Source organism: Sphingobacterium sp. NPDC055431 (assembly GCF_053644255.1).
The window spans coordinates 299335-318513 of sequence record NZ_JBSHLH010000001.1; the positions used below are offsets into that span (position 1 = coordinate 299335).

The window sequence follows — 19179 nt, forward strand, 5'->3', positions numbered from 1 at the left end:
ATCAATTCAAATCTTTTGCAACCATGTTTTTGTTGATGTATAGGGCGCCTATGACAAAACAGACCGCCGAAATAATGATGGGGTACCATAAGCCCTCCAAGTAAAAAGTCGGATCGGCCGCTGTTTTGGCGTTCGTGGCCAAATAAGTGGAAACAGCCGGCAATAGTCCGCCGAAGATTCCATTTCCGATGTGATACGGTAGGGACATGGAGGTGTACCTGATTTTTACAGGGAAGATTTCCACCAAGAATGCCGCAATAGGACCGTAAACCAAGGTGATATAGATGATCTGTATAAAGATTAATGCAATCAGTTTAACATAATTGGATCCAGCTAAAAAGACTGCTGTCTTGCTGGTACCCTTGACTGTATCGGTGTTTTCGATGCTGTGTGATCCATCATCGTAATATCGGGTCAGCGCTTTGATCTCATGCTCATTATCTGCACTCACAGGAATAATGGTTTCCGTTCTTTTATCAACCAATTCCTGTTTGTTTTGACTGTTTGTGATCTGGTACATGGCTTGGTAAATTGGCCTATAGGTCAGTACCGCCAATAACATACCGGTGAGCATGACCCATTTTCGACCGACCTTATCCGAAAGCCTGCCAAAGACCACAAAGAATGGGGTGCCAAAGAGCAGGGCAATCCCTAAAATAATATCAGCCTGATCGGAATCGAGGAACATGACCGTTTTCATAAAGCTCATGGAATAGAACTGTCCGGTGTACCAAACCACACCTTGGCCCATTGCTGCCCCAAATAGAGCCAATAGTACAAACTTTAGATTGTACCTATTTCCAAAACTTTCTTTCAGTGGATTAGTGGAGGTCTTCCCTTCTGCTTTTGCTTTCTTGAATTCCGGGGACTCATCCATGTTCTTACGGATCAGGTATGATACATAGACCATGAGAATAGAAAGAAGAAAAGGAACACGCCAGCCCCAATGGTCGAATTGGGCTTCGGTCAGAACAAGTTTAGTCAGTAAGATGACCACTAAGGAAATGAACAGTCCAAAGGTAGCCGTCGTTTGTATCCAGGAGGTCCAATATCCACGCTCTCCATTCGGAGCATGCTCGGCCACATAGGTAGCAGCCCCTCCGTATTCACCTCCTAAGGCAAGCCCTTGAAGGAGTCTCAGGATCAAGACAATCAATGGAGCCAGAAAACCAATGCTTTCATAGCTGGGGATACAACCAATGAGGAAGGTCGCTCCTCCCATAAGCATCAGGGTGACCATGAAGGTATATTTCCTTCCGATCAGGTCGCCCAATCTTCCAAAGAATAGTGCGCCGAAAGGACGGACCACAAAGCCAGCGGCAAAGGTGGCCAAGGTTGACAGGAAGGCTGCGGTTGGGTTGTCCGAGGGGAAGAATTTAGTGGAAATAACAATGGAAAGACTTCCAAAAATAAAGAAGTCATACCATTCGATCAGTGTCCCTAACGAGGAGGCACCGATCACTTTCCAAATTCCTTTTTTACTTGCTTGTTCTTGCATAAAAGAAGTTTAGGTTTAAGGTAGTTTATAACGTTTTCCTGGTAAGGTCTGAATGATTCCATTCATTTCCATCTCCAGGAGGATCATAGCTAGTTTGCTCTGCGGAAACTCGCAGTAAGCGGCAATATCATCGATATGAGACTCTTTGCAGTCTTTAAGATAGTCAAAAACTCGTTGTTCTTGTTTAGTTAATTCAAAAATTAACGGGAGCTGTACATTTTTTTTGTTCTTGCTTTCGGGTTCATCCCATTGCATCAGGTTGAGCAGGTCCTTGGCATTTCGGATCAGGTGCGCTTTATGGGATCGGATGAGTTCATTGCAGCCTGCCGAATAGTAGAGGTCGACCGAGCCTGGAAAGGCACATACATCCCGGTTATAGCTATTGGCGATATCCGCGGTGATCAGTGCGCCTCCTTTATTGGCTGCTTCCACGACGACTGTCACATCGGATAGGCCTGCAACAATACGGTTCCGCATCGGGAAGTGTGTCTTTTCAGCAGTGGTTCCAGAAGGGTACTCGCTTAAGAGGCAACCATGCCTGCTGATCTCTTCGGCTATTTCACGGTGTTCAAAAGGGTATATTCTATCCAGACCATGTGCCAGGACAGCGGCAGTCTCCAAGCCTTCGTGCATTGCAGACCGATGGGCCATAATATCGATGCCGTATGCCAAGCCACTAACCACCAAGACTCCTAATTCCTTTAGGTCATGGACCAGTTCTTCGGTTAACCTTCTGCCATAGGAGGTCGCATTTCTGGTGCCTACGATGCTGATGGATTTAGCATGGTTCAGGTTGCAATTGCCCTTTTGGAAGAGGATCAATGGAGCATCTTCACAATGCTTGAGCCGAGCGGGATAGTTCTCATCTTCAAACCATAGGAGCTGTATATCGTTCTCTTCCATAAACCGATATTCTTCTTCAGCTTCTTTCAGATAGGTTTTGGAAATCAATTGTTCGATTGCGACTTTTTGTAAACCAGGAATAAGTTTAAGTTCTTTTTGGGGGCATTTGAATATTTCTTCCAAGCTTCCACAGTAGGCGAGTAACAAACGGCTTGTTTTCGGGCCTATACCTTTGATCTTGGTTAAGGCAATTTTTTCTATTGCATTCATTTTGGTTAGCTTAGAATTAAAGATAGGGATTCGATACACCTTATGCAATATCTATAAAGTATAATTGATTACCTTTGCTGAAAAAGAAATACCATGGAAATGCAAGAACCTTTTGATATCGAAGTTGGAGGCGTAACCTATTCCGTTTTTCCGGATGAGGAGGATACCTATACTGTTTTTAAGGATGGGAAGGAATATGTACAGATCATAAAAGATACTGAAACCACTTGGTTGAAACTGAATCCAGAGACCGGTTTGCCCTTGTTTGGGATGGATGAAGAGATTAATTTGATCGGGGCTGAGATCAATAAGAACGTGGAAGAGAAGTAGGGTTGTTGAAGGGCAACATCCTGGCTTCTATGTGAGCAATAGACATAATATCATTAATCAATAGGTAATATGGACAAGAAAATCTTTACAATTGAACTGCCCGAAAAGGAAGCGAAACTATTCAAACAGCTTCTGAAGAAGCTAAATGGAAAAATTGTTTCTCAAAGCAGTATAACCAGCAAAGAGACCCTAGAAGCTATGAAGGAATTGCAGGAGGGAAAAGGGGTAAGTTTTTCTAGCGTTTCTAAGCTTTTTAAAAGTATCTTTATAAAAAAAGCAACCAATTTGTGGTTGCTTTTTTTATAACATTAAAAATCTTCTCCCCCTGTGCCTATTTCAATTCGCCTTTTTATTAAGTAGCTGAAAGTAAACAGTCAATTACATCGGGATATACATCACATACTTGGTATCAAAGAAATCTTCTTTGAAATAATGTGATATAGGGTGTAGTTCAGCTTTTACTCTGGCTTCTTTGATTTCTTCTTTCAGATCACCACCTTTCAGATAAAGGATGCCATTAGGAATACCATTTTTATCTTGTTTTTCAATTTTGTTTCTAACCCAAGGGATAAAGTCGCCTAAACGGGTAACTGCTCTGGATACCACAAAATCATATTTATAGTCCAATTGCTCGGCACGGATATGGTCTGCTTCGACATTCGTAAGGCCTAAACCTTCTGCTACTTCGCGAACTACCTTGATCTTTTTGCCGATAGAGTCCACCAAATGGAATTTAACCTCTGGAAATAGGATCGCTAATGGGATTCCAGGAAAACCACCTCCGGTACCTACATCTAGAACTCTTGTATTAGGTGCAAATTCACCCACAAACTTTCCTATTGCCAAGGAATGCAGCACATGTTTCAGGTACAGGCTTTCGATATCCTTTCTGGAGATCACATTGATCTGGTCATTCCATAAGGGATATAGTTCTTCCAATTTGGCAAATTGTTCTTTCTGGGTTTCCGTCAGTTTCGGGAAGTAGTTATAGATAATGTCGACAGTAGGGTTCACGATGTAATAAATTAAGGGTTTTTATTTCCAAGAGACCTGCTTTTTGGAACGATTGAACAATCCATTGAAGCAGATGTAAAAATAATAATATAGATCTAATATCGGCAACCAGATTAAGAGGTCGCTGACGGCTAGTTTTTTGTAGATTGGGTTGAAGATCAAGAGTTGGCAGATCAATCGGATCAAGTAAGCACCCAAAGCCAAATACCAATAGGATGGTCCATTTGCGATACAAACGATTATCATCAGATAAAACAGCAGGGCGCTGATCAATTGCGTGCCCAACATGCGTTTATGTTTGCCTCTGTAGAGAATAGATGCCCCTGAATGTCTTGCTTTTTGTTTGTAATAGCTTTTCCAGGTCCGTTTAGGATCAGAATAAACAAAGGCATCCGGATGGATATTGATCTCTACATTCGTTTTGTTGGCATTTGCATTCACAAAAAGATCATCATCCCCTGATTTGATATGCATATGCTCGGTAAATCCTTTGTTCTTAAAAAACAGCTCCTTTGTATATGCAAGATTTCTCCCTACACCCATATATGCATTTCCCTTTAAAGCATACGACAAATAGCTCATAGCGGTATGGCTAGTTTCAAAGCGAATTAGTCGATTCAAAAAGCCTGGAAATTTGAAGTATGGCGAGTAGCCCAGCACAATCTCCTTGTTTTCTTGGAAGGACCCAGCCATTTCACGCAACCAATTGCTACTAGTAGGTTGGCAATCGGCATCCGTCATCAGGAGGTAAGGATATTGGGCTCCCTTGATCCCCATCGTTAGGGCGAACTTCTTGCTGTGCTTTAATTGGATATGCTCCTTGATCTCAACGATCTTGAGGTGGGTATATTGCTCTGCAAATTCCTTTAAAACCCATTTGGTATCATCTTCTGAGCAATCATTGACTACAATGACTTCAAAATTTTGATAATCTTGCTCTAAAATAGCGGGAAGATAAGTCCTTAAATTTTCTTGTTCGTTATGTGCGCAGATAATAATAGAAACTTGCTTGTCGGCTGCATTTTCTTGCTTGGGTTTGACCTTGTAGAAAGCCAATTTTCCATATACAAACAGAATATAGTTGAGTTGGATTATCAACAAAAGCGCCAAGACTCCATAAGGAATGAGCGATAGATCGAGATCGATATAGAATATTAAACCCATAAAATTAGGTTCAAAGATACAGGTTATCGCCCAAATTTCTGTTAATTGTTAAGAAATGCGAATTAAAGGGCTGATATGCCATTCGCTAAGAATTTTATAGTATTTTTGCGGTCGATTAAGGATTACTATGAATTTTACGCTTCAAGCACAAGATAAATTTTCAAAAGCAAGGGCCGGAGAGATTGAAACTGCTCACGGAAAGATACAGACACCTATTTTTATGCCAGTTGGTACTGCCGGAACGGTAAAGGCGGTGCATCAACATGAATTGGTAAATGATATTCAAGCACAGATCATCTTAGGGAATACCTATCACCTGTACCTAAGACCAGGATTGGATGTGTTGAATAAGGCCGGAGGTCTGCATAAATTTATCAATTGGGACCGTCCGATCTTAACCGATTCGGGAGGTTACCAAGTATATTCCTTGACTGAAGTAAGGAAGATCAAGGAAGAGGGGGTGACATTCAGGTCCCATATCGACGGTTCAAAACATTTGTTTACTCCAGAGAACGTGATGGATACCCAGCGTATCATCGGTGCCGATATTATTATGGCATTTGATGAGTGTACTCCTTATCCTTGTGATTACCGCTATGCAAGAAGGTCCATGGAAATGACCCACCGTTGGTTAAAGCGTTGTTGTGATCGTTTTGATAGCACAGATCCTTTATACGGATACGATCAGACTTTGTTTCCGATCGTTCAAGGTTCGGTTTATAAAGATCTGCGTGAGAAATCGGCAGAGACCATTGCTTCATTCAATAGAGAGGGGAATGCAATCGGCGGACTTTCTGTAGGGGAGCCGGCTGAGGAGATGTATGCGATGACTGAGGTAGTGACCAATATCTTGCCGCATGATAAGCCAAGATATTTGATGGGTGTAGGTACTCCAGTGAACCTTTTGGAAAATATAGCGTTAGGTATCGATATGTTTGACTGTGTGATGCCGACCAGAAATGCGAGAAACGGAATGCTCTTTACCCAAAATGGTATCATCAATATCAAGAATGAAAAGTGGAAGGATGATTTCAGCCCTATCGAAGCGGAATCAGACTTGATGGTGGATCAGATCCATACAAAAGCTTATTTGAGACATTTGATCAGGTCGCAAGAAATTTTAGGAGCGCAAATCGCTTCATTACATAATTTACATTTTTATCTTTGGTTAGTTAATCAAGCAAGGGAAAAGATCATTGATGGAACGTTTTATGATTGGAAAAATAAAATGGTTCCAGTATTAGGTCAAAGACTATAATTCGAAAGAAAGCGCATGTTTAAGATCATCGATCGATATATCATGAAAAAGTACTTGTCTACTTTTGTTTTCACAGTGGCGATCTTCTGTGTCGTGATTGTGATATTTGATATTTCGGAGAAGATCGATGATTTCAATAAATATGGGGCAACCATGACGCAGGTATTTTTTGAATACTATGCATTGGGAAGTTTGCCTTTCTTTATCAACATGCTTACTCCGCTGTTCAACTTTATTGCCGTAATTTTCTTTACTTCCAAGATGGCCGATCAGACGGAGATTGTGCCGATCCTAAGTGGTGGAATGAGCTTTAATAGGTTGCTGAGGCCATACATGATCTGTGCAGCTTTGATATTTGGGATGACTTTGTTGTCCAATGTCTACATTATCCCTTTTACCAATAAGGTGAAGGTGAATTTTGAGAACGTCTATGTCAAGCCCAATAAGGTGAGTACAACCTCTTCTTCCATACATATGCAGGTGGATTCAAACACCTATGTTTATATGGGCTCTTTTGATACGAAATCCAAGGTTGGATATAACTTTAGTTTGGAGAAGTTTGACGGGGACAAGATGTTGGAAAAGTTGATGGCAGAGCGTGTGACTTGGGATTCCGTGGCAGGGAAGTGGAGTCTGCACACCTATACCACGAGAGAAATCAAGGGATTGAAGGAGGAGATGCTGAGTGGTGAGAAAAAGGATACAACCTTGGATATGCGGCCGCAGGATTTCGAATCCTATGAGGACGTGTTTACCACGATGGACCAGCATGAGCTCAATGAACGTATCAGTAAGGAGGAAGTTCGTGGGACCGGGATGATGAACGAATTGCTGCTCGAAAAATATAAAAGAATCATAAATCCATTTTCGGCTTTTATCTTGACCTTGATCGGAGTTTCCCTATCATCCAAGAAAGTTCGTGGTGGTATTGGCTTGAGCTTAGGACTAGGTATCGGCTTGAGCTGTATATATATCGTGCTTGAACGATTTTCAAGTATGTTCTCCATCAAAGGAGGATTGGACCCTCTGATCTCTGTATTGATCCCCAATGTCATTTTCTTGATATTGAGTTTTTATCTGTTGAAAAAGGCTCCTAAATAAGCATAACAAACCATGTCACAGTTAACCATTAACCGCAATACACTGATATTGCACTTTACCGTATTAATTTGGGGTTTTACAGGTGTTCTGGGCGAATTGATTACCGTTTCTGCCCTACATCTTGTATGGTACAGGGTGTTGATTGCTGCGGTTTCGTTGGTGCTGTACTATCTTTTTACCAAGAGGTCTCTGTTGGTTCCCAAAGATCAGCTGTTGCAGTATCTGGGTGTGGGGGTGATCGTGGGTTTGCATTGGGTTCTGTTCTTTCATGCCATCAAGGTGTCTACCGTATCGGTTACTTTGGTTACCCTTTCTTCAGTGACCTTGTTTACAGCCATATTAGAGCCCATCATAAACCGGAAACGGATTTCCATTGCTGATGTGATCGTTGGATTGGTGATCATTTTCGGAATCTATCTGATCTTTAAATTTGAGTTCAAATATTTCTGGGGTATCGTTTATGGTTTGTCCTGTGCATTCTGTGCCAGTATATTTTCTATATTGAATGCCAGAATGGTAAAAAAAGGAAGTCCGACGACGATTACCTTATATGAGATGGTCGGTGCCTGGATTGGCGTTTCTTTGGTCATGTTGTTTACAGGGGATTTCGATGAACAGATGATTCTCAGTCAATCTGATCTATTGTATCTTTTGCTATTGGGAGTGGTATGTACTGCAATCGCTTATGTGTTGGGTGTTGCGGTAATGCGTGAACTATCTGCCTTTACGGTTGCCCTGACGACAAACATGGAACCTGTTTATGGGATTATTTTAGCATTACTGATATTTGGACAGAAAGAAGCGATGAGTACAGGCTTCTATTTTGGTGCTGTTATTGTCTTGGCGGCTGTATTTGTATATCCTTATCTGAAGACAAAAATCAAGATTTAACCTTCCGTTGATTAAAGCTTTACAATAAAGTTACACTTGGTTGTTTGTGCAAACGTTTGCTTATTTTATGCAAACGTTTTCGTTGTGAAATATTCATTTAATCTTTTCTATAAACTTTTACCTTCCTGCGTCTAAGTTGTGATAGGGCCTACGGCTTATTACTAAATTTTATTTAATAGATTAATTATGATAAAGAGATTTTCAAGTCCATTTTTTCCATTGAAAAGATCTCAATTAGTTACAGGAGCCATTATTTTAGGGTTGAGTCTATCAGGTGGATATTCTGTTGCCAATGATCTTAGTAAGGATAAAAAGGAAATCCATGCTTTTCAACAGGAGGTAAAGGGAAAGGTGACTTCAGGAGGTGTCGTCCTGCCAGGGGTGACAGTAACCGTGAAGGAAGATCCTAGTAAATCGACTTCTACCAATGCAGAAGGGGAATTCAGTATCGGCGCTGAAACAGGTCAGACTTTGCTGTTTTCTGCCTTAGGCCATGAGAAAAAGGAAGTGGCCGTAACAGGTGCGACCCTGAATGTGGAGCTGAGTGCGAGTGAAGAGAATATTGATGAAGTGGTGGTGACAGGTTATTCTACGCAGAAAAAGGGAGAAATCAGTGCGTCCATCGTTTCCTTAGATCAAAAGAAACTGAAAGACAGCAAGTCTCCGAATGTTTCTAACCTCTTGCAGGGAAAGGTTGCAGGTGTGGATGTGGTTGGAACAGGTAGACCTGGGCAACAAGCAAATGTTAAGATCAGGGGTAGAAGCTCCCTTTCTTCGGGAACAAACCCTTTATGGGTAGTGGATGGTGTTATCACGCACGGTGTTGCCAATATTAACCCAAATGATATCGAGACTATTTCGGTATTGAAAGATGCCGCAGCTACCACGCAATATGGTTCCCGAGGTACCAACGGAGTAATCGTCGTGACCACCAAAAGAGCCTTGCGCGAAGGTGAAGGGACTTTCTCGGTAAACCTTTCTTCTGGTGTCAGCAAATTCAACTTCGGGCAGTTTAAGCTGATGAACTCTCAAGAGCTTTGGGATTATTATCAAACTTTTCCTAATCAAAAAGATATTGATCCGAATGTAACCCAGGATGTCCTGAACAACGATTATAATTGGATCAAAAACGGTACTCAAACCGCACCAGTGAACGACTTCTCGGCAAATTACATGGGTAAAACCGAAAAGACCTCCGTTTTTGCAAGTGCCAATTACTACGGTGAAAAGGGATCTTTGAAAGGTTATGATTTTGAAAGGATGACCGGACGTTTCAATGTGGAACATAAATTGACCGATCGCTTGACTTTCAAGCCTAAGTTGAACGCGGCTTACACCACCTATCTGGACAAACAACATTCACTATATAATATGATGTTCTATTTGCCATGGGACAACCCAAATAATGCAGATGGAACAATCAAGAATCCGCAAGATGCCGATGCCAATGTGCTTTGGTTAGGTCGTGACCATACCAACTATTTGTATGACCTACAATATAACTACGGTAAGGGGCAGACATTTGATATGCAGGGTAACTTTGATTTCTCGTATAGGATTTCAGATCGATTCACTTTCGAATCCATGAACAACCTGACCTACTATAACCTGACAACAATGAGTTATGCTGATCCGAATTCGAATGCTGGTCGAAATGATAAAGGAACAATCTACCAATTTTCTGATAAGCGCATCACTAGGTTCTTTAACCAAATGTTGAAATATAATGAAACGTTCGGCAAACATACGGTCTCAGGTTTTGCAGCCTATGAATACTCTGATTATGTGTATTCAAGTCTGAATGCTAAGGGAAAGGGGATTGCTCCAGGATCACAGATCCTAGGGAATGCAGCTAGCGTTCTTGATTTTGGCGGAACCAAAAATGATTATTCTTTCCAGTCTGGAATCTTGCAGGGTACTTATGGTTATGATAACCGTTATAACCTGATGGCTTCCTTCCGTGTGGATGGATCTTCAAGATTTGGCCAGAACCAACAGTATGGTGCTTTCTATTCCGTAAGTGGTGCCTGGAATATCAATAATGAAGCTTTCTTTAATGTTCCTTCCATCAACCTGTTACGTCTGAAAGCGTCCTATGGTGGAGTTGGAAACGTGCCGATCGATTATTATTCTTCATTCGCAACCTATGGCCTAAATGCCCAATACAATGGCGAGCCGGCAGCGATTCAGAAGAACTTCCAGAATGCAAATGTGAGTTGGGAAAAATCGTACGATGCCAATTTAGGCTTGGAACTGGGCATGTTCAATAGACTGAACCTGTCAGTTGATTTATACAATAAAAACACCAGCGGATTGCTTTATTATGTGGAGTTCCCTTCAACTGCTGGATGGGATGGGTATTGGTTGAACATCGGTGGATTGAGGAACCGTGGGGTGGAAGTTGCCCTGAGTGGTTCGGTCTTCAGTCCGGAAAACCCATTCCAATGGGATTTAGGTGTCAATGTCGCTCATAACAACAACAAAATTACCTCCTTGAAAGACGGTCAGGATATTCCTAAAGGCAATATGCGATTCTCTGAAGGTCATGATGTTGACTCTTGGTACATGCGTAAGTGGGCCGGAGTTGATCCTGAGAATGGTGATCCACTTTGGGAAACCATTGACGAGAATACTGGAGAGGTTTCAACCACCTCTAACTATAACGATGCTGCATTGCAGTTTGTTGGAGCAGCAACACCTAAGTTCCAGGGTGGTTTCAACTCGGCAATGAACTATAAAGGTTTCAACCTAAATGCCAGCTTTGCTTATCAAAACGGCGGTGTAACCTATAATGCTGCCAGAGAGTTATTCGATTCAGATGGTGCCTATGCGTCATACAATCAAATGATCCTGATGGATGGCTGGTCAAGATGGTCCGCTGAAAATCCGAATGCTACACATCCAAGAGCGGAGTACAATAATACCAGTCTTTCCAACAAAACCTCTTCTAGGTATTTGGAAAGCACGAATTTCTTGCGATTGAGAAACGTGACATTAGGCTATACCTTCTCGGAAAGCCTGGTTAGCAAATTGAAATTAAAAGGATTGAACGTTTATTTATCTGGAGATAACCTTTGGACTTCAACCAAGTTCTCAGGTCTAGATCCAGAAGCTGCGATCTTAGGAAATGATAATTCAGCAGATAAGGCTGGAGGTGGTGATGCTACCTCGCAATATCCTGCACCAAAACGCTTGATTTTCGGGCTTAACCTAACATTTTAAAAGAAAGAAAGATGAAGAAATTATTCATATTAAGTGGGGTCGTTGGTCTGTTGATGACATCTTGTTCTTTGGATAAGGAGCCTTATGATGCGATGACCAATGAATCGATCGAAAACACTGAAGGTGCTATCCAAGCTTTACATTTGGGGAATTACCACACCTTGAAAGGTTGGGTTGAAAATTGGCACCGTGTTACAGAATATCCTGGAGACAATGTCTCTTTAAGTGGAACAACTACCGATAACCTGTTTTATAACTACAACTACAAAAGAGTTGTCAATAATGCAAGGGTCAATAGCTATTGGGAAAACTCCTACCGTGTAATTGCGGGAACCAATTTATTGCTTCAGAAATTGAAAGAAGGTGAAAGTGATGAGGTCGATCAGATGATCGCCGAGAATCTTTACTTGAGAAGCCTGATGTATTTCTATTTGGCAAATGTGTTTGGCAAGCCTTATACCCAAGATCCACAATCTTTGGCTGTGCCGATTAAATTATCCGATGATCCATTCGAGATCCTGCCACGTAATACCGTTAAGGAGGTCTACGATCAACTGGAGAAGGACCTCTTGAAAGCAGAAGGTATGTTCAAATCCTATAAAAGCAATGTATATGGAAATGTTTATGCAGCACAGGCATTGTTGGCGAGGGTTTACCTGTTCAAAGGCGATAATCAAAAAGCCGTTCAATATGCGAACAAGGTTATTGAATCCGGTAAGTTTTCGCTTTTGGCGGGGGCTGATTACAATAAACTAACCGTTTCCACTCCGGAAGAGAACAGGGAAAACATCTTTGCCATCAAATTCGTAAAGGATATTGATTACCCAGATGATGGATGGAGTACGATTGGATCCATGTATGCCAATATCCAAGGATCAGGTTGGGGGGAGATGTATGCGTCCAGGACCTATTTGGAGGAAGTCAGGAAATATCCCGAAGATGTCCGCTATAAAATGATCCAGCCTGTTGTTGAAAAAGCAAATGAATTGCATGCTTATTACGTCACTGATGACTTCAAATATGCAAGCGTGCAAGTTACCCAGGCTGGAACGGATTATTCTTATACGGAAGCTGGAGCTAAAAAGAACCTGATCAAAGAATCTAACGGAGCCGGAGCTTTCCAATACTATATTCAAATTGCTGGTAAGAAAAGAACAGTTTTGATTGACAAGAAATTGGCAAACCGTAACGGTTATCTGAAATACTATGTGATGAAATGTTCCGGTCAGGAAGGTCAAGCGCATTTATGGTCGCCGATTATTTCCAGATTAGCTGAAGTTTATCTGATCCGTGCGGAAGCCAGTGCGAAATTAGGCGATGTAACTTCAGCATTGAAAGATGTAAACCTAATCAGGCAAAGAGCCGGAATTCCAACAGCAGGACTTTGGACAGCTTCCAACTTAAATGGGAAGACAGCTCTGGATGTCGTATTGGAAGAAAGAAAATTGGAGCTTGCTTGGGAAGGACATAGAAAGTTCGATGTGTTCAGGAATGGTAAACTCATGGATAGAAAATATCCAGGAACCCATACTTCAGGAACAACTCCAATCTTGACCATCGACTCGAAGAGCAATCAAGCAATAGAATTTATTCCAGAGCAGCAGATTGTACTTTCCAACGGTGTCCTGAAACAGAATCCTTAAAACATATTATTAATATCAAAAGAGCAGCTATACCAGACTGCTCTTTTGATTTACACCATCAAATCATTAAAGTTTTGGGACTTTATTTGTCATATTAAAAAAAACTTTAGAGAATTATGATATTTGCAGGGGCTGCACCTTCGTCCTGTTAATTTGCTTTCTGTGATGTGTTTCTTTCTTGAGAAGAATAGTGTAACAATTCGTTTGCATTCATGAGTTATTAAGATTTCGATTATGTTAAAAAACTCTATTATTCAACTGATTAAAGAAGTTTATCTAATAAATCAGGTTAAAATTTCCTCCTGGAATTATTTAAGTTTTAGGAATAAATTTTCTATCTTTCAGCATAATTTGACGAAGTCAGATGTCTTTGTAGAGATAATCATCTAAGTAAAATTACTTAGTGGAAATTCTATAGAGATTCTTAATAACATTTCTAACTGTTAATTTTCAAAACTATTTTTAGGCCATCCCCTTCAGGGACGGCCTATTTTTTTTCAAAAAAATAGGCCAAAGTACAATTAAAGATTTCTCCCGAGAGGAGATTGAAAAAGAGCGAAGTCTATTATTTGTCCATAAAGCTGTCATTTTCTGATTTCTCACGCAAGATGTGCGATTTATCCGTAACTTTGTACCTTTACAAGATACCTGAAAACGTTGCCGTGAGGTAACGAATAGAAAGAAATATGGCAAATATCGTAGCAATTGTAGGGAGACCCAATGTTGGTAAATCGACCTTATATAACCGTTTGACAGAGAGTAGAAAAGCTATCGTAGATGACTACAGCGGGGTTACCCGTGACAGACATTATGGACAAGCGGAATGGATCGGAAAGAAATTCACCGTGATCGACACGGGTGGTTTTGTTCATGGTTCAGATGATGTTTTTGAAGCAGCCATTCGAGAGCAAGTTTTGATTGCCATCGATGAGGCATCCGTTATTTTATTTGTAGTGGATGTCACTACTGGAGTAACCGATTTAGATGATGAGATCGCAAATATGTTGCGTCGAAGCAAAAAACCGGTATATGTCGTTGCCAATAAGGTGGATAGCGCCAAACAGACCCATGATTCAGCAGAGTTTTATTCCTTTGGATTAGGTGAGATCTTTAATATCTCATCCATGACTGGTTCAGGTACTGGTGAACTCCTTGACGAAGTGGTCTCTAATTTTGAAAACGAAGAGGAAGATGATACCGAATTGCCTAAGTTTACTATCGTTGGACGTCCTAACGTTGGTAAATCCTCTTTGACGAATGCATTGTTAGGTAAAGAAAGAAATATCGTAACTCCAATTGCAGGGACTACCCGAGATTCCATCCGTATCCATTACAATCAATTTGGACATGAGTTCCTGATGGTGGATACTGCTGGATTGAGAAGAAAATCCAAAGTGAATGAGGATATCGAATTCTATTCGGTCATGCGTACCATTAAAGCATTGGAGGATTCCGATGTGGTGATCTTGATGATTGATGCCAAAGACGGTATCGAAGCGCAGGATATCAATATCTTCCACTTGGCAGAGAAAAACAAAAAGGGTATCGTGATTTTGGTAAACAAATGGGATACCATTGAAAAAGACCATAAAACAGCCAAGGAATTTGAGCAAGCTATCAAAAACAAGATTGCTCCATTCACGGATGTTCCAATCCTGTTTACTTCCGTAACGGAGAAACAACGTATTTTCAAGACCGTAGAAACGGCTATGGAGGTTTATAACAATAAAACCAAAAAGATCCCTACTTCTAAATTGAATGATGTGATGTTGGAGATTATCGAAAGGTATCCACCCCCAGCAACTAAGGGTAAATTCATTAAGATTAAGTACGTAACGCAATTACCAGGAAGATCGCCAATGTTTGCTTTCTTCTGTAATCTGCCTCAATACATCAAAGACCCGTACAAGCGTTTTATCGAAAACAAACTGCGCGAGAACTTTGACTTTTCAGGAGTGCCAATCCAGATATTCTTTAGACAAAAATAATTAGTTTCAACCGTCGTATGGAGCATAATTTAGTATTATACAATACCCTTACCCGTAAGAAAGAAAAGTTTGTACCCATCCATCCTAACCTTGTGGGGATGTATGTATGTGGGCCCACTGTGTACAGTGATGTGCATCTTGGGAACTGTAGGACTTTTGTTTCCTTTGATTTGATTTTCCGCTACCTGTTGCACCTTGGATATAAAGTACGTTATGTGCGTAATATCACAGATGCTGGGCACTTAGAGGGAGACAATGACGAGGGGGATGATAAATTTGCGAAAAAAGCGAAGCTTGAACAGTTGGAGCCCATGGAGATCGTTCAGAAATATACCATTGGATTCCATGATGTACTGCGTTTATTCAATACCATTCCACCGAGCATTGAACCAACTGCCACCGGTCACATCTCTGAGCAGATTGAAATGGTACAGGAAATCATCAAGAATGGTTTTGCCTATGAAGTGAATGGTACGGTCTATTTCGACGTAGAGAAATACGTCAAAGAATATAACTACACCATCTTGACCAATAGAAATCTAGAAGATCTATTGAACAATACCCGCGAGTTGGGTGGACAGGATGAGAAACGCGGCAGACTTGATTTCGCCTTATGGATCAAGGCTAAACCAGAGCATATCATGCGTTGGCCTTCTCCTTGGGGAGTAGGGTTCCCCGGATGGCATATCGAATGTTCAGCAATGAGCAGGAAATATCTGGGCGATCAATTCGATATCCACGGCGGTGGAATGGACTTGGCAGCAACCCACCACACCAATGAGATCGCACAATCTGAAGCATGTAACCATACCACACCGGCAAAATATTGGATGCATACCAATATGTTGACCGTGAATGGGACAAGGATGTCCAAATCCGCAGGAAATGGTTTCCTTCCGGGAGAACTGTTTACAGGTAACCATCCGCTTTTGAATAGGGGTTATTCACCTATGGCCGTACGCTTCTTTATGTTGCAGGCCCATTACAGAAGTACATTGGATTTCTCCAATGATGCTTTGGATGCTGCGGATAAAGGCTATAAACGTCTGATGGCAGCTATCGGCTTATTAGAAAAAGTTGTACCGTCCAAATCTTCCAATTTCGGCGACTTGGATGAAATCAAGAAACGCAGCTATGCTGCCATGGATGACGATTTCAACAGCCCAGTTTTAATAGCTGAGTTATTTGAGGCCGTGCGTATCATCAACTCCATCTATGATGGGAAATTGACGATTACCGAAGCAGACCTCAACGAGCTGAAGAAATATATGCAAGAGTTTGTATTCGACATTCTAGGGCTAAAAGATGATCAGATCGGCGAAGGTGACAATATGGATGACCTGATGCAAATCATCATCAATATGCGTAATGAAGCCAAGAAAAACAAGGATTTCGTGACCTCCGATCGTATCCGCGAACAATTGAATTCCGTAGGTATCCAACTTAAAGATAGTAAGGATGGAACACTTTGGAATAAGATTTGATTAGTAAGGTAAAATTTACAGTAATGATTAATAAAAAAGGCTTAACTCTATTAGCCGCAACGCTAATTTCTTTTTCGAGTTTTGCCCAACTACCTGAGAAGGTAGGGGGGCTTCTTTCGGTTGATAGAACAGCAGCGAATCTTTCAAAAACAGAAAGTCCCTATGCTGGACTTAAATATATCATTGACAAGGAATCTACTTTCCTTGTGCCTTCACCAGTCAATGCAGCCAACTATTTAGATAATAGGCCCAATCTTCCAGATCGTCTTTCCTGGAACCCCAACTTTGTTCTTGTATCAAGGAGTCTGGACTGGGGAGTAACCTCAGGACCTACCGAATTCCAGAAGATGGGTTCTATCAAACGTTTTGGACAGTACCTTACGGTTTGGCATCGTGACAGAAAGGGAAACTGGAGAGCGCACCTTCGCGCCGAAGTAGAAAACTACGGCAAGAAGAAAGCCAGTCCTTTGGAATATTACGAACCCGATGATAAAGCATACCTAAAACATCGCTCTGTAAAGCGCTTAGAGCAGCGTGAGGAAGTCGTTCTGCAAACAGATGAACTCTTCTCTACTATTCTAAAAGCGGATACTAAAACAGGCTATAAAGAGTTTTTGGCAGATGATGCCCGGTTCTACTTCCCTTGGCAGAATGAGATCGAAGGTAGGGACAATGTATTGGCCTTCCTGAAGAAAGAAAGAATCGAGATCGATACTGATCCTACCGAGGTAGGCCGTGCCTATAGCGGTGAATATGCCTATACTTCCGGAACAGCTACCGTAGGCCTTAAGGACAAGGTGGTAAAATTCAGTTATATCCGTATCTGGCAACTAACTGGCGAGTTCCAATGGAAAGTGATCTTAGAAATGATGTTCGAAAGATAACAGGACAAAATAATATAAAAGAAAAACCCCGATCAATCGATCGGGGTTTTCTTTTATCATTTAATTTTTCTTAATCTTCTTTCGATGAGGCCAGGTTCTCACTCGCTGGCGTAATCCACATCTGCAGTTCATCACAAGTTGCAAATTCATTGTTGATGTGAACAAAGGTGTTCTTTGTTTTCTTCTCAAACCATTCACTTAAGCTTCTGCGGGTTTTATCCTCCTGAGCAGCTTCTTGGATCTTTGCAAAATCTTGCTCTAAGCTTGCTTTGTGTGGCGGAATCCTTGTTTTCAAGTAAGTGAACTTATAGCCAGACTTACCTGTTCTAGGATCTTGGAATGGGTATGGTCTAGACAATTGGCCTTCTTTCAAGGTGTCGATTGCCATGAACACTTCTTTTTCCAACATATCCACTGGGATCAAGGTAGAACGGGATGCTGATTGTTGGTTAACCACCATACCGCCATTGAATTTGGTCTCTTTATTATCTGAATATCTTGTTGCTGCGGTACTGAATGGTAATTTACCAGAATGTACGTTATCATAGATCGAATCAATTTTACCTTTGATCCTGTCCATACTAGCAGTAGTTGGTTTGGTAGTCACAAGGATGTGCCTAGCATTTACCTCTTCACCACGGCGCTCCAATACCTGTAAGAAGTGGAATCCATATTCCGTTTCAAATACAGGAGAAATCTCGCCCTCTTTCAATCTAAAGGCCATAGCCGAAAACTCTTTCACGTAGTTTTCACGCGGTGCGAAACCCAATTCACCCCCTTGCACTGCCGATCCTGGATCTTCCGAATAGAAACGGGCAACCGTTCCGAAGTCAGTCCCGTCCATGATTTGCTTACGATATCCTTCAGCTTTCTCTCTAAATACGTTTTTCTCTTCTTTGGTCAACTCCGGATAGATCACCACTTCACCGATCTCCACTTCCGTGTTGAAAGCCGGTAAGCTATCTTGGTTCAACCCTTCAAAATATTTCTTTACTTCCTGAGGAGTAACTGTAACCTTGCTAATGATGGTGTTCTGGAACTTTTCAGCTTTGATCTGCTCCGAAAGGACAGGTCTCATCTCTTCTTTGTACTGCAACAACGAACGCTTTAAAAAGGCTTCTAATCTTTCTTTACCACCTGCTCTACGCGTCATTTCACGCATACGTGCATTCAATTGGTCGTCAACTTCAGATTCAGAAACTTCCACTGAGTCCAATACGGCCTGTTGTGAAAGCAATTTGGTCATGATCAATTGTTGAAGAGCGGTACACTTGAAGTCTTCACTTGGCGTTCCGCCATTGGCTAGGTACTGCGAATATTGCATGTCAACATCTGATTGCAAAATAATTCCGGAACCCACAGTCGCCACCACGCGGTCAATCAGTTTTTCTTGGGCATTAGCCTGAAATGTACAAGCTAATAAAAGTAATATAAGGAAACTTGAAAAGTTTTTCATGCTGTCTGTTGTCACACTAAATCTAAAGTTCAATCGCAAAATTATTAAATATTATGCCTTTTTTCTACTTTTATATAGTAATAATTGTAATAACACCTAGCCTAAGCTAAGATATTCGGGCTAAAATACTTAA

Annotated in this window: 15 protein-coding genes; 10 read left to right on the forward strand and 5 right to left on the reverse strand. The window is 41.3% G+C overall.

Going from position 1 to position 19179, the window contains the following annotated elements; translation table 11 throughout:
• Nucleotide 1: 1 nt before the first annotated feature.
• Both ACWIB3_RS01330 and dprA read right to left on the reverse strand, forming a co-directional pair.
• Nucleotides 2–1498, reverse strand: a complete 1497-nt coding sequence (locus ACWIB3_RS01330; RefSeq protein WP_454290691.1) for an MFS transporter — start codon at nucleotides 1496–1498, stop codon at nucleotides 2–4.
• 15 nt (nucleotides 1499–1513) lie between these two features.
• Nucleotides 1514–2611 carry a DNA-processing protein DprA gene (dprA, locus tag ACWIB3_RS01335; protein ID WP_313260935.1) on the reverse strand — a complete coding sequence of 366 codons (1098 nt, stop codon included), beginning with the start codon at nucleotides 2609–2611 and terminating at the stop codon, nucleotides 1514–1516.
• 93 nt (nucleotides 2612–2704) lie between these two features.
• Between dprA and ACWIB3_RS01340 the strand changes: the two genes are divergently transcribed.
• Together ACWIB3_RS01340 and ACWIB3_RS01345 are read left to right on the forward strand one after the other, a co-directional pair.
• Nucleotides 2705–2941, forward strand: coding sequence for a hypothetical protein (locus ACWIB3_RS01340; protein WP_185211283.1), 237 nt, complete (start codon nucleotides 2705–2707; stop codon nucleotides 2939–2941).
• A 69-nt stretch (nucleotides 2942–3010) separates the two neighbouring features.
• A complete protein-coding gene (locus ACWIB3_RS01345; protein WP_454290692.1) occupies nucleotides 3011–3247 on the forward strand; it encodes a hypothetical protein in 237 nt (78 codons plus the stop codon).
• Between the two features lie 72 nt (nucleotides 3248–3319).
• On the opposite strand, the gene rsmG is transcribed toward ACWIB3_RS01345, so the two are convergent.
• Complete coding sequence (rsmG, locus tag ACWIB3_RS01350) at nucleotides 3320–3955, reverse strand: 16S rRNA (guanine(527)-N(7))-methyltransferase RsmG (protein WP_454290693.1); 636 nt, start codon at nucleotides 3953–3955, stop codon at nucleotides 3320–3322.
• A gap of 21 nt (nucleotides 3956–3976) precedes the next feature.
• Entirely contained in the window at nucleotides 3977–5119 is a 1143-nt protein-coding gene (locus tag ACWIB3_RS01355; RefSeq protein ID WP_454290694.1) for a glycosyltransferase, read from the reverse strand.
• A 127-nt stretch (nucleotides 5120–5246) separates the two neighbouring features.
• Between ACWIB3_RS01355 and tgt the strand changes: the two genes are divergently transcribed.
• From tgt to ACWIB3_RS01395, 8 genes are all read left to right on the forward strand, one after another.
• A complete protein-coding gene (gene tgt / locus ACWIB3_RS01360) occupies nucleotides 5247–6377 on the forward strand; it encodes a tRNA guanosine(34) transglycosylase Tgt (RefSeq protein ID WP_185211279.1) in 1131 nt (376 codons plus the stop codon).
• Between the two features lie 15 nt (nucleotides 6378–6392).
• Nucleotides 6393–7478, forward strand: coding sequence for an LptF/LptG family permease (locus ACWIB3_RS01365; RefSeq protein WP_093100532.1), 1086 nt, complete (start codon nucleotides 6393–6395; stop codon nucleotides 7476–7478).
• Between the two features lie 12 nt (nucleotides 7479–7490).
• Nucleotides 7491–8369, forward strand: a complete 879-nt coding sequence (locus ACWIB3_RS01370) for a DMT family transporter (protein ID WP_185211278.1) — start codon at nucleotides 7491–7493, stop codon at nucleotides 8367–8369.
• 186 nt (nucleotides 8370–8555) lie between these two features.
• Nucleotides 8556–11591 carry a SusC/RagA family TonB-linked outer membrane protein gene (locus ACWIB3_RS01375; RefSeq protein WP_454290695.1) on the forward strand — a complete coding sequence of 1012 codons (3036 nt, stop codon included), beginning with the start codon at nucleotides 8556–8558 and terminating at the stop codon, nucleotides 11589–11591.
• A gap of 11 nt (nucleotides 11592–11602) precedes the next feature.
• Complete coding sequence (locus ACWIB3_RS01380) at nucleotides 11603–13234, forward strand: RagB/SusD family nutrient uptake outer membrane protein (protein WP_454290696.1); 1632 nt, start codon at nucleotides 11603–11605, stop codon at nucleotides 13232–13234.
• A 686-nt stretch (nucleotides 13235–13920) separates the two neighbouring features.
• Nucleotides 13921–15222, forward strand: a complete 1302-nt coding sequence (der, locus tag ACWIB3_RS01385; protein ID WP_185211275.1) for a ribosome biogenesis GTPase Der — start codon at nucleotides 13921–13923, stop codon at nucleotides 15220–15222.
• 17 nt (nucleotides 15223–15239) lie between these two features.
• On the forward strand, nucleotides 15240–16706 hold the full coding sequence (gene cysS / locus ACWIB3_RS01390) for a cysteine--tRNA ligase (protein ID WP_185215914.1): 1467 nt from the start codon (nucleotides 15240–15242) through the stop codon (nucleotides 16704–16706).
• Between the two features lie 23 nt (nucleotides 16707–16729).
• On the forward strand, nucleotides 16730–17590 hold the full coding sequence (locus ACWIB3_RS01395; RefSeq protein WP_185211273.1) for a YybH family protein: 861 nt from the start codon (nucleotides 16730–16732) through the stop codon (nucleotides 17588–17590).
• Nucleotides 17591–17660: 70 nt separating this feature from the next.
• On the opposite strand, the gene ACWIB3_RS01400 is transcribed toward ACWIB3_RS01395, so the two are convergent.
• Complete coding sequence (locus tag ACWIB3_RS01400) at nucleotides 17661–19046, reverse strand: peptidylprolyl isomerase (protein ID WP_185211272.1); 1386 nt, start codon at nucleotides 19044–19046, stop codon at nucleotides 17661–17663.
• Between the last annotated feature and the right edge of the window lie 133 nt (nucleotides 19047–19179).